This window comes from Pseudomonas meliae (assembly GCF_001400515.1).
Taxonomy (GTDB): Bacteria; Pseudomonadota; Gammaproteobacteria; order Pseudomonadales; family Pseudomonadaceae; genus Aquipseudomonas; species Aquipseudomonas amygdali.
On the sequence record NZ_LJQT01000069.1, the window covers coordinates 1 to 11,122 of the forward strand.

Sequence of the window (11,122 nt, forward strand, 5' to 3'; positions counted from 1 at the left end):
AACACTATCGTGCCCATGCTCCGCGTGGGCATGCCGTTCTGGACGCTCTGCGCCCTCTCTTGCATCAGCCGAGCAATTCCCTCAACACCTGCGCGAACTCGCGGTTGCTTTGTTCTTCTGCGGCGTGTCGCCCTTCGCGTATGACCCAGCGTCCATTCACTGCCACGTCGCGAATCTGTCGGTCGCTGCCGGCGAACAGCCAGCGGTTGAGGATGGCGTCACCCGAGGCCGTGGCGATGTACGGGTCGTTGCCATCCAGCACCAGCCAGTCAGCGCGTTGTCCCACTTGCAGTGCACCAACCTGCTGCCCCAACGCCTGCGCGCCACCCGCGAGCGCGGCGTCGTACAAGGTGCGACCAACCATCGGCTGATCACTACGATACAGCCGGTTACGGCGCTGATCGCGTAGACGCTGGCCGTACTCCAGCCAGCGCAGCTCCTCGACCACACTGAGCGAAACGTGACTGTCCGAGCCAATTCCCCACCGGCCACCCTGGGCAATGTAGTCCACCGCCGGAAAGATACCGTCGCCCAGATTGGCCTCGGTGGTCAGGCATAACCCGGCCACCGCGCCGCTTTGCGCCATCAGTTGCACCTCATCCGCCTCGGCGTGGGTCGCATGCACCAGGCACCAGCGGTTATCCACAGGGGCATTTTCATACAGCCATTGCAGCGGACGCCGACCGCTCCAGCTCAGGCAGTCATCGACTTCCTTCTGCTGTTCCGCGATATGGATGTGCACAGGGCACTGCTGGTCGCTGGCCGCCAGCACTTCACGGATCTGCTGTGGCGTCACCGCACGCAGCGAGTGGAAGCACAGACCCAACTGCTGCGCGGGCTGAGCCGCCAGAACCGGGCGTAGACGAGCCTGCAAATCCAGATAACTGTCGCTGCTGTGGATAAACCGGCGCTGCCCTTCGTTGGGTGCCTGCCCGCCAAACCCCGAGTGGCTGTAAAGCACCGGCAGCAGGGTCAGGCCGATGCCGACCGAACTTGCCGCCTGACTGATCTGCACGGCCAGTTCGGCAGGATCTGCATAGGGTTTGCCGTCAAGGTCCTGATGCACGTAATGAAATTCGGCAACCGAGGTGTAACCGCCCTTGAGCATTTCGATGTACAGCTGGCGAGCGATAACACCCAGTTGCTGCGGACTGATGCGCCCAACCAGGCGATACATGAGGTCGCGCCAGGTCCAGAAACTGTCGTTGGGGTTGCCCGCCACTTCTGCCAGCCCGGCCATCGCCCGCTGAAACGCATGGGAGTGCAGGTTCGGCATGCCAGGCAGCAACGGGCCACTGACGATTTCGGCACCCTGCCGATCCGCGTTGGCCTCGACGCGGGTCAAAACTCCTTCCTGGCTGACCTCCAGACGCACATTGCTGGCCCAGCCGTCGGGGAGTAACGCGCGCTCGGCAAAGAAGGCTGACATTGACTTCACACCTCATCACTGTAATTTGTATATACATATACAGACGTTTAAGCGACCGGTAAACCTTCGGCACGCTTGCCGAGCAGCAGGTTAATGGTTAGCGTGACGCTCTCAGGCGTCTGAATCATCGTCAAAACGTCATTTAGAAAACAAGGACTCACTCGTGTCGACTCCGCCCGCCGTTTCTTCCCTGGCAGCCCAGATGGGCGAAAGTCCTGCACCCTTGTACGCCCGCGTCAAACACATGATCGCCCTGCAGATCCAGAACGGCACCTGGCCGCCGCACCATCGCGTACCGTCGGAAAGCGAGCTGGTGACGCAACTGGGTTTCAGCCGCATGACCATAAACCGCGCCCTGCGTGAGCTGACCGCTGAAGGTTTGCTGGTGCGCATGCAGGGTGTTGGCACCTTTGTCGCAGAACCCAAAAGCCAGTCGGCACTGTTCGAAGTGCATAACATTGCTGACGAGATCGCCGCGCGCGGCCATCGCCATACCTGCAAGGTCATGGTGCTAAAGGAAGAAGCCGCAGGCTCGGAGCGCGCTCTGGCGCTGGACATGCGCGAAGGCCAGCGGGTGTTCCATTCACTGATCGTGCACTACGAGAACGACATTCCGGTACAGATCGAAGACCGCTTCGTCAACGCCCAGGTCGCCCCGGACTACCTCAGGCAGGACTTCACCCTACAGACGCCTTATGCCTATCTGTCGCAGGTTGCACCGCTCACCGAAGGCGAGCATGTGGTCGAGGCGATCCTCGCCGAAGCCGATGAATGCACGTTGTTGCAGATCGATGCCGGAGAGCCCTGCCTGCTGATTCGTCGCCGTACCTGGTCAGGCCGCCAGCCCGTCACCGCTGCGCGCCTGATCCACCCCGGCTCCCGCCATCGCCTGGAAGGACGCTTTACCAAATGAGCCAGACTCGCCTCCTGCGTGCCGTCGACTACCCGCGCATGCCGTGGAAAAACGGCGGTGGCAGCACTGAAGAAATCGCTCGCGATGCAGGCCAGGACCTCGACGGTTTCGGCTGGCGGCTGTCGATCGCCGATATTGAAACCTCGGGCGGCTTCTCGGTGTTCGCCGGTTATCAACGCATCATTACCGTCTTGCAGGGCGCGGGCATGACACTGGACGTGGACGGCGTTACCAGCCGCCCGTTGCTGCCATCGGACCCGTTTGCGTTCAGCGGCGACAGTGAAGTCAGTTGCACACTGCTGGACGGGCCGATTCGCGACTTCAATCTGATCTATGCTCCTCATCGTTACACGGCACGCCTGCACTGGATAGACGTGCGTCATCCGCAACGGCTGTTCAGTTCAGCCGGCATCTTTGTGCTGTTCAGCATGGCCGAGCAAGTAGCGATAAGCGTGAACGGCCAGCCGTGGGAAATTCTCGGTAAACTTGATTGCGCTCAAGTGGATAATTCTGGCGGTTTGCTGGAAATCGAACTGCAATCACCTCGCGCCAGTCGTTGCTGCCTGATCGAACTCACCGCCACGGGCCTGTAGACGCATTCCTGGCACCTCATAACAAAAATAGCCTTGCACTCAAGGATGACCATGACTCAAGTTTCCAACCGGGAAACGCCCAGAGGCGTTGCCGTCCTCACCCGTTTCCTCGCCTCCGAATCAGCAGGCGGCATCGTCTTGATGGCGGCGGCGCTGGCCGCCCTTATCGTCGCCAACTCTCCTCTCTCAGCGAGCTACTTCTCGATTCTGCACAGCGTCTGGCTGGGCCTGTCGGTGGAGCTGTGGATCAACGACGGGCTGATGGCCATCTTTTTTCTGATGGTCGGCCTGGAGATCAAGCGCGAAGTGCTGGCCGGCGGCCTGGCAACCTGGGGACAACGCGCCCTGCCCGGCTTTGCAGCGGCGGGCGGCATGCTGGTGCCTGCGCTGATCTACATCGCGATTAACTGGGGCAACCCGCAAACCCTCAGCGGCTGGGCGATTCCAGCGGCCACCGACATCGCCTTCGCCCTCGGCGTGCTGTCGCTGCTGGGCAGTCGGGTGCCGACCTCGCTGAAGGTCTTTCTGGCCGCGCTGGCGATTCTCGATGACTTGGGTGCTGTAACCATCATCGCGTTTTTCTTCAGCTCGGGGCTTAACCTGCCGATGCTGGCCGCCGCATTCGTGACCCTCGCCGTACTGATCGCGCTGAATCGCCTGGACGTCCGCCGTCTGCTGCCCTATTTGCTGCTCGGCGCACTGCTATGGTTCTTCGTCCTGCAATCGGGCGTACACGCCACGCTGGCCGGCGTGGCGCTGGCGCTGTGCATCCCGATGGGCAAGCCCGAGGAGGAAGCACGCTCGCCGCTGCTGTTTCTTGAAGAAAAAATGCATTACTGGGTGGCGTTCGCCGTGGTGCCGATCTTCGGCTTTGCCAATGCGGGTGTATCGCTTTCCGGCATCACCCTGGCAAACCTGATCGACCCGGTGCCTATGGGTGTCGCATTGGGCCTGTTCGTCGGCAAGCAGATCGGAGTGTTCCTTGCCGCAGTGCTGGCGATTCGTGCCGGGCTGGCGACATTGCCGGAAGGCAGCAATTGGGTGCAGTTGTACGGCGTCGCTATTCTGTGCGGCATCGGCTTTACCATGAGCCTGTTCATCGGCAACCTGGCATTTCCTGGTTCGCAGCACCTGATCGATGAAGTAAAAGTCGGCGTGCTGATCGGCTCGGGCCTCGCGGCAATTGCCGGTATTTTGCTGCTGCGCAGCCGTTTCAGCCGGCACTGAAAAAATATTTTCAAATCACTGCATCCAGATGGGTTTCTCGCGGGTAGTACATTCAGCAGCCACTTCGAGTTGCTGAGCGCGGTTAAACAATCTGGAGATTTCTGCATGAACGCAAAACGCTTGCTCTGCCTTGCTGGTAGCACCCTGGCTTTCACTTGCCTGTCATCCATTGCCATGGCTCAGACTGACCTGCCCGAAAGCGTCAGGGTACCGGCCGGCAACAAAGTCAGCATGACCACCACCGGGGTCGGCGAGATCACTTACGAGTGCCGCGCCAAAGCCAACATGCCCAACGAGATGGAGTGGGCATTCGTCGGTCCCAAGGCCGTGCTCAATGACAAGAGCGGCAAACAGGTCGGCACCTACTACGGCCCACCGGCCACCTGGGGGAGGCCAAAGACGGCTCGAAACTGACCGGTACTCAGGTTGCTGTGGCCCCGTCGAGCGCAGGCAACCTGCCGTACCAACTGGTCAAGGCCAACCCGGCTGAAGGCAAGGGCGCAATGACGGGCGTCACTTACATTCAGCGCGTGGCCTTGAAAGGCGGCGTAGCCCCGGCCAAAGCCTGTGCAGAGAGCAACAAGGGCGCGAAGGAAGTGGTCAAGTATCAGGCCGATTACCTGTTCTGGACCGCCAGCTGATCAATGCGCTTAATCAGGTGACCGTGCAACAGTAGGCTATGCTGCTGCACGGGAGCCTCGTGATGTCAGCGAGGCAGTAGTCTTCCTTCGATGGCGGATCATCTTGTCCTCGCACGAATCTCTCTTTGATTACGAAGCAACGTTGCAGGCCTGCGCTCGCGGTGACAAGCAGGCCTTGCAGCGTCTTTATCAACAGGAAAGCGCGCGGCTGCTCGGCGTCGCTCAGCGGCTGGTGCGTGACCGGGCGCTGGCTGAAGACATCGTGCATGACGCATTCCTGAAAATCTGGAGCCACGCGGCCAGCTTCGACGCGGCGCGCGGTTCGGCGCGTGGCTGGATATTCAGCGTGACCCGGCATCTTGCGCTGAACACGCTGCGCAACACGGCGCGCGAGGTACGTGTCGAGGATGACGGCAGCGACGATCATCACGAACAGGCAACCCTGGAAGGCTGGCAGGAAACCGGGGATGCTTTCGATTGGCGGGTCAATCCAGGACGGATGACTTCATGCATGGAGCAACTCGAGCCGGTACGCCGAAACTGTATCTTTCACGCTTACGTAGACGGCTATTCGCATCAGGAAATCGCGCAGAAGATCGGCGCGCCATTGGGTACGGTCAAAGCCTGGATCAAGCGCAGCCTGACGGCTTTGCGGGAGTGCATGGGATGAACCGGCCTTTAGACGACAACATTCATGACCTGGCGGGCGAGTATGTGCTCGGCACCCTGTCGGCACAGGAAAGGCTCGACGTACAACGTCGCCTGCCCCACGAGCCTGATCTGCAGGCGGCCATCGATGCCTGGGAACAGCGCCTGCTGCCCCTGACAGAGTTGGCCGAACCGGTTACGCCATCGCCCGGCCTGTGGGATCGCATCGAACGTAACTTGCTGGAACTGGCAGCACCCGCCAAAGCGCTGCACAGACAGCGAGTGCGCTGGTGGGACAACCTGTCGGTCTGGCGGGGGCTGGCGGGTGCCGGATTAGCGGCGTCGCTGGTGCTGGGCATGACGTTGCTGACCCGCGCGCCGGCGCAACCGTCCTACCTCGTGGTATTGGTCGGGCCGCAGGACAAGGCTCCCGGCTGGGTTGTGCAAGCCAGCAACTCGCAGGAAATCCAGCTTATTCCGCTTGGCGTGTTCGAGGTTCCGAACGACAAGGCGCTGGAGTTCTGGACCAAGGGTGACGACTGGCAAGGCCCGGTCTCACTCGGGCTGGTCAAGCCGGGTCAGAGCCTGCATGTTCCGCTGGACAAACTGCCGCCTCTGCAACCCAATCAGCTGTTCGAACTGACCCTGGAGAAATCCACCGGTTCGCCAATAGGCAAGCCTACCGGGCCGATCCAGTTCATCGGCCGGGCAGTGAAGGTGATCTGATAACGGAGCGATCTCACTTCTTGCTGCAATCATCCTGTTGCAGCAAATTGGCCTGGGTCAGGTTGCAGCCCGCCGGTACGCTGCGGGTCAGCCAGACATTGCCGCCGATGGTCGAGCCCTTACCGATGGTGATGCGCCCCAGAATGGTCGCACCCGCGTAGATCACCACGTCGTCTTCAACGATTGGGTGCCGTGCATGGCCTTTCTGCAACTGGCCGTCCTCGTCCGACGGGAAGCGCTTGGCGCCCAGGGTCACGGCCTGATAGATCCGCACCCGCTCGCCGATGATCGCGGTTTCGCCAATTACCACGCCTGTTCCATGGTCGATAAAGAAGCTCGGGCCGATCTGCGCGCCCGGATGAATGTCGATACCGGTCGCCGAATGGGCAATCTCCGAGCTGATGCGCGCCAGCAATGGCAAACCGGCGCGATACAAATGGTGCGCCAGACGATGGTGGATCACCGCCAGAATGCCGGGGTAGCACAGCAGCACTTCATCGACGCTGCGTGCGGCCGGGTCGCCGTGGTAGGCGGCCAGCACGTCAGTGTCCAGTAACAGACGAATACCCGGCAGGGCCATGGCGAAACCCTGAATCAGCTCGAGCGCTCGCGCATCGATGCTCTTCAGGTCACCGCCCTGCTGATGGGCGACGTAGCGCAGCTCCAGGCGGGCCTGGGCCAGCAGCGCATTGAGTGCCACATCCAGCGTATGCCCCACGTAAAAATCTTCGCTTTCTTCACGCAGGTCCACCGGGCCAAGCCGCATCGGGAACAACGCCCCGCTCAGCGCTTCAAGAATTTCGCCCATGGCTGCACGCGAAGGCAGTTCGCGCCCGCCGTGCTCGCCGCTTACCCGATGGTTGCGCGCCCGCCAGTCTTCACGCGCGCCGCGCAACTGGCTGACGATCCGCTGCAACTGCCAGTGGCTGGAACTGCCGTCGGCGGATGCTTCTGGAATATCGCTCACGCTTGACTCTCCTTGATGTGAAGGGTGGCGACCGACAGTGCTGGCCGCTGCTGTTGCCACTCTACGGCAAACATTCAGACGAAAAAAACAACAATTTCTGTAGGAATACGCCAACAGAGCAGTGAGCACAGATAAGTTGCCGTGCGGGAAACGTCTGCCTATAGTCCGGTGACTCTCTACACGGCTTACCGACCACCATGATCAAAAATCAGCTTGCCCGTTTCAATCGCCTGGACTTGATCAGCGCGCCGACGGCTCTGGAAAAGCTTGAGCGCCTGTCGATCTGGGCAGATCGCGATATCTACATCAAGCGTGATGACACCACCACCCTGGCGCTGGGCGGCAACAAGGTTCGCAAACTTGAATACCTCGCCGCAGACGCGCTGGCCCAGGGTGCCGACACGCTGATCACTGCGGGCGCTATCCAGTCCAACCATGTTCGCCAGACTGCTGCCCTGGCGGCGCGCCTGGGCCTTGGCTGCGTGGCGCTGCTGGAAAACCCCATCGGCACTGAAGACCCGAGTTACCTGAAAAACGGCAATCGCCTGCTGCTGGAGCTGCTCGATGCCAAGGTCGAGCTGGTTGAAAACCTCGACAACGCCGACGAACAACTGCACGCGCTGGCTGCGCGTCTGCGCTCAAGCGGCAAGAAGCCTTATCTGGTACCCATCGGTGGCTCAAGCCCGGTCGGTGCGCTGGGTTATGTTCGCGCCGGGCTGGAACTGGCTGAGCAGATCAAGCAGACCGGCATCGACTTTGCGGCGGTTGTTCTGGCCTCCGGCAGCGCGGGCACCCACAGCGGCCTGGCGTTGGCACTGGCTCACGAGTTGCCGCAATTGCCGATTATCGGCGTGACCGTTTCGCGCAGTGAAGAAGCACAACTGCCCAAAGTGCAGGGCTTGGCCGAGCGTACGGCAGAATTACTGGATATCACCCTGCCGGAGCACTTCAAGGTTGAACTGTGGGACGAATATTTCGCTCCGCGTTATGGAGAACCGAACGCCGGTACGCTGGCAGCGATCAAGCTGGTGGCCAGCCATGAAGGGCTGTTGCTGGACCCAGTTTATACCGGCAAGGCAATGTCCGGCTTGCTGGATGGCATTGGCCGTCAACGCTTCAACGACGGCCCGCTGATCTTTCTGCACACTGGCGGTGCTCCGGCGCTGTTTGCCTACCCGGATGCGTTTGATCAGTAACTTTTCAGCCTGTGCAGCGTTTATGCCTTTTGGAAGGGAAAATAACTTTTTTTGTTATTTTTCCTCATAAGCAGATGGCTATATAGTCGCGCCCGGCAGACAACAACACTGACGGAACACCTGACGTAACTGCCTGAAAAAAGCTGAATAATCAGCACGAAGTTGCTTGAGTCGGGTCAGAAAAAGGCCAGACACTTCCATACCAACAAGGGGCTCGCATGAACATTTCCGCTATTCGTCGCACGTTTCTTTTCTCGGCACTGAGCTTGATGCTCGGTACCGGTATCGCCGGGCAAGCCATGGCTGGCGAGCAACTGCAGAAAATCAAGGATAGCGGCACGCTTAATGTGGGCCTTGAAGGCACTTACCCGCCGTTCAGCTTCGTCGATGAAAACGGCAAGCTCACCGGCTTCGAAGTCGAGTTTTCCGAAGCGCTGGCCAAGGAACTGGGTGTGAAAGCCAAGATCCAGCCATCGAAATGGGACGGCATTCTGGCCGCTCTGGATTCCAAGCGTCTGGATGTGGTGATCAATCAGGTGACCATCTCCGAGGAGCGCAAGAAGAAGTACGATTTCTCTGAGCCCTACACCGTGTCCGGCATTCAGGCGCTGGTTCTGAAGAAGAACGCAGACACCATCAAGACAGCCAAGGACCTGACCGGCAAGAAGGTTGGCGTGGGGCTGGGCACCAACTACGAACAATGGTTGAAGGAAAACGTCCCGGGCGCAATCGTCAAAACCTATGACGATGACCCGAGCAAAATCCAGGACCTGAGTGTAGGCCGTATCGACGCGATTCTCGTTGACCGTCTGGCAGCTCTGGAAATGGCTACCAAGACCAAAAACAAACTTGTATCCGCAGGTGACGCGTTTTCACGTCAGGAGTCCGGCATTGCCCTGCGCAAAGGCGAACCCGAGTTGCAGGCAGCTATCGACAAGGCGATCGACAAACTGCGCGCCGACGGCACCCTGGAAAAACTGTCGAAGAAATACTTCAACGCTGACGTCACCAAATGATCGAAGAGAGCCTTCAGCTCGCGCTGGACTCCGCGCCCTTTCTGCTCAAGGGCGCGTATTACACCGTCTTCCTCAGCCTGGGCGGGATGTTTTTCGGGTTGCTGCTGGGCTTCGGCCTGGCATTGATGCGCCTGTCGCGCCTCAAACTGGTGAACTGGATTGCACGCATCTACGTGTCGTTCTTTCGCGGTACGCCCTTGCTGGTTCAGCTGTTCGTGATTTATTACGGCCTGCCGGAACTGGGTATCCAGCTTGAACCCCTGAGCGCGGCACTGATCGGCTTTTCGTTGAACATGGCCGCTTATGCTTGTGAAATTCTGCGTGCGGCCATCAGCTCCGTGGAACGCGGTCAGTGGGAGGCTGCCGCAAGCATCGGCATGACCCGCTGGCAGACCATGCGCCGGGCCATACTGCCGCAAGCAGCACGCACGGCCTTGCCGCCGCTGGGCAACAGCTTCATTTCGCTGGTCAAGGACACCGCGCTGGCCGCCACCATTCAGGTGCCGGAGCTGTTCCGCCAGGCGCAGTTGATCACCGCACGCACCTTTGAAATTTTCACCATGTACCTGGCCGTCGCACTGATCTACTGGATCCTTGCCACGGCGCTCTCGCACCTGCAAAACAAGCTGGAAGCCAGGGTCAACCGGCATGATCTGGAGACCTGACGCATGATAGTCGTTGAAAAACTCACCAAGAAATTCAAGGGCAATCAGGTGCTCAAGGGCATCGATCTGCGTATCGAAGCCGGGGAAGTCGTCGCCATCATCGGTCCCAGTGGCTCGGGCAAGACCACCCTGCTGCGCTGCCTGAACCTGCTGGAGACACCAGATAGCGGCAGGATCAAGGTGGGCGACATCGAGATCGATGGAACACGTTCCATGAACCAGCAACAGGGGTTGGTTCGCCAGTTGCGCCAGCAGGTAGGGTTCGTGTTTCAGAACTTCAATCTGTTTCCGCATCGCACAGCGCTGGAAAACGTCATTGAAGGCCCGGTAGTGGTCAAGAAGGTCGCGCGGGAAGCCGCCGAGGCGCTGGGCAGGAAACTGCTCGCCAAGGTCGGTCTGACCGGCAAGGAAGACGCCTACCCGCGTCGTCTCTCGGGCGGGCAGCAGCAGCGCGTGGCGATTGCACGGGCGCTGGCGATGGAGCCGCAAGTGATTCTGTTCGACGAGCCAACCTCGGCACTGGACCCGGAACTGGTTGGCGAGGTGCTGACCACTATTCGCGCCCTGGCCGAAGAAAAGCGCACGATGGTGATCGTCACCCACGAGATGAGCTTTGCACGGGAGGTCGCCAACCGGGTGATCTTCATCGACAAGGGGGTGATCGTGGAGCAAGGCGAAGCCAAAGCACTGTTCGCCGACCCCAAGGAAGAGCGCACACGGCAGTTTCTTGAGCGCACTCGTCACTGATCATGCCGGTAGGTCCCCAAAAAAGCAGCGTCCATCAACGGCGCTGCTTTTTTCTTACATTTCAGAAGGCGTTAATCGTTCAAGATCCTTGCTCAATTCCCGCGTAATTTTCCGAAAAATCATCGAAATAATAAAATCGGCCTACGTCAGCTCTCATACCTGATTCGTAGTCGGCTGGCCTGAGACACACGCCCCTTGCCGAACATCCTCTTCTGAGCCCTCCTCCGTCGGTTACTGCCTGTTGCTATTGGTACTTTGTGGTAGGACGGTTGTTTATCGCGAAGTAAACAGTTCCAAATAAACCGTGTAGGAAGTCTCCGGTTTTCAAGTAAAACACTAGGAGGGTGTAGACAA

At 59.7% G+C, this 11,122-nt stretch carries 11 protein-coding genes and 1 pseudogene; 10 read left to right on the top strand and 2 right to left on the bottom strand.

Annotated elements, in window-relative coordinates:
- Positions 1-64 precede the first annotated feature (64 nt).
- A complete protein-coding gene (locus ALO64_RS02990; protein ID WP_044343334.1) occupies positions 65-1,429 on the bottom strand; it encodes a formimidoylglutamate deiminase in 1,365 nt (454 codons plus the stop codon).
- A 202-nt stretch (positions 1,430-1,631) separates the two neighbouring features.
- Here ALO64_RS02990 and hutC point away from each other — a divergent pair, with 202 nt between their 5' ends.
- From hutC to ALO64_RS03020, 6 genes and pseudogenes are all read left to right on the top strand, one after another.
- Positions 1,632-2,342 carry a histidine utilization repressor gene (gene hutC, locus ALO64_RS02995; protein ID WP_161794677.1) on the top strand — a complete coding sequence of 237 codons (711 nt, stop codon included), beginning with the start codon at positions 1,632-1,634 and terminating at the stop codon, positions 2,340-2,342.
- Positions 2,339-2,935: a HutD/Ves family protein gene (locus tag ALO64_RS03000; protein ID WP_005743140.1), complete on the top strand. Its 597-nt coding sequence runs from the start codon at positions 2,339-2,341 to the stop codon at positions 2,933-2,935. The genes hutC and ALO64_RS03000 overlap by 4 nt, the downstream gene beginning before the upstream one ends.
- Before the next feature lie 51 nt (positions 2,936-2,986).
- Positions 2,987-4,162 (top strand): Na+/H+ antiporter NhaA, encoded by a 1,176-nt coding sequence (gene nhaA, locus ALO64_RS03005; RefSeq protein ID WP_044343340.1) that lies wholly within the window; start codon positions 2,987-2,989, stop codon positions 4,160-4,162.
- A gap of 231 nt (positions 4,163-4,393) precedes the next feature.
- Positions 4,394-4,803, top strand: a pseudogene (locus tag ALO64_RS03010) (DUF3455 domain-containing protein).
- Positions 4,804-4,906: 103 nt separating this feature from the next.
- Positions 4,907-5,473: a sigma-70 family RNA polymerase sigma factor gene (locus tag ALO64_RS03015; protein WP_002551609.1), complete on the top strand. Its 567-nt coding sequence runs from the start codon at positions 4,907-4,909 to the stop codon at positions 5,471-5,473.
- Positions 5,470-6,177, top strand: a complete 708-nt coding sequence (locus ALO64_RS03020; protein ID WP_005778623.1) for an anti-sigma factor — start codon at positions 5,470-5,472, stop codon at positions 6,175-6,177. The genes ALO64_RS03015 and ALO64_RS03020 overlap by 4 nt, the downstream gene beginning before the upstream one ends.
- A gap of 13 nt (positions 6,178-6,190) precedes the next feature.
- Here ALO64_RS03020 and epsC read toward each other — a convergent pair whose 3' ends face one another.
- Positions 6,191-7,144, bottom strand: coding sequence for a serine O-acetyltransferase EpsC (gene epsC, locus ALO64_RS03025; RefSeq protein ID WP_054991656.1), 954 nt, complete (start codon positions 7,142-7,144; stop codon positions 6,191-6,193).
- 197 nt (positions 7,145-7,341) lie between these two features.
- On the opposite strand from epsC, the gene ALO64_RS03030 reads away from it, so the two are divergent.
- The 4 genes from ALO64_RS03030 to tcyN all read left to right on the top strand — a co-directional run bounded on the left by ALO64_RS03030 (position 7,342) and on the right by tcyN (position 10,768).
- Complete coding sequence (locus ALO64_RS03030) at positions 7,342-8,340, top strand: D-cysteine desulfhydrase (RefSeq protein ID WP_044343336.1); 999 nt, start codon at positions 7,342-7,344, stop codon at positions 8,338-8,340.
- 218 nt (positions 8,341-8,558) lie between these two features.
- Positions 8,559-9,356: a cystine ABC transporter substrate-binding protein gene (gene tcyJ / locus ALO64_RS03035; RefSeq protein WP_044343337.1), complete on the top strand. Its 798-nt coding sequence runs from the start codon at positions 8,559-8,561 to the stop codon at positions 9,354-9,356.
- Positions 9,353-10,021: a cystine ABC transporter permease gene (gene tcyL / locus ALO64_RS03040; protein WP_082303355.1), complete on the top strand. Its 669-nt coding sequence runs from the start codon at positions 9,353-9,355 to the stop codon at positions 10,019-10,021. Before tcyJ ends, tcyL begins: the two co-directional genes overlap by 4 nt.
- A 3-nt stretch (positions 10,022-10,024) precedes the next feature.
- The gene (gene tcyN, locus ALO64_RS03045) at positions 10,025-10,768 is read left to right on the top strand and encodes an L-cystine ABC transporter ATP-binding protein TcyN (protein ID WP_044319779.1); all 744 of its coding nucleotides are present in this window, start codon (positions 10,025-10,027) and stop codon (positions 10,766-10,768) included.
- Positions 10,769-11,122 lie beyond the last annotated feature (354 nt).

Coding starts and splice junctions, on each gene's coding strand:
- tcyL (WP_082303355.1), top strand. CDS start 9,353: ATGATCGAAGAGAGCCTTCAGCTCGCGCTGGACTCCGCGCCCTTTCTG.
- ALO64_RS03020 (WP_005778623.1), top strand. CDS start 5,470: ATGAACCGGCCTTTAGACGACAACATTCATGACCTGGCGGGCGAGTAT.
- tcyN (WP_044319779.1), top strand. CDS start 10,025: ATGATAGTCGTTGAAAAACTCACCAAGAAATTCAAGGGCAATCAGGTG.
- hutC (WP_161794677.1), top strand. CDS start 1,632: ATGGGCGAAAGTCCTGCACCCTTGTACGCCCGCGTCAAACACATGATC.
- ALO64_RS02990 (WP_044343334.1), bottom strand. CDS start 1,429: ATGTCAGCCTTCTTTGCCGAGCGCGCGTTACTCCCCGACGGCTGGGCC.
- tcyJ (WP_044343337.1), top strand. CDS start 8,559: ATGAACATTTCCGCTATTCGTCGCACGTTTCTTTTCTCGGCACTGAGC.
- nhaA (WP_044343340.1), top strand. CDS start 2,987: ATGACTCAAGTTTCCAACCGGGAAACGCCCAGAGGCGTTGCCGTCCTC.
- ALO64_RS03030 (WP_044343336.1), top strand. CDS start 7,342: ATGATCAAAAATCAGCTTGCCCGTTTCAATCGCCTGGACTTGATCAGC.
- ALO64_RS03000 (WP_005743140.1), top strand. CDS start 2,339: ATGAGCCAGACTCGCCTCCTGCGTGCCGTCGACTACCCGCGCATGCCG.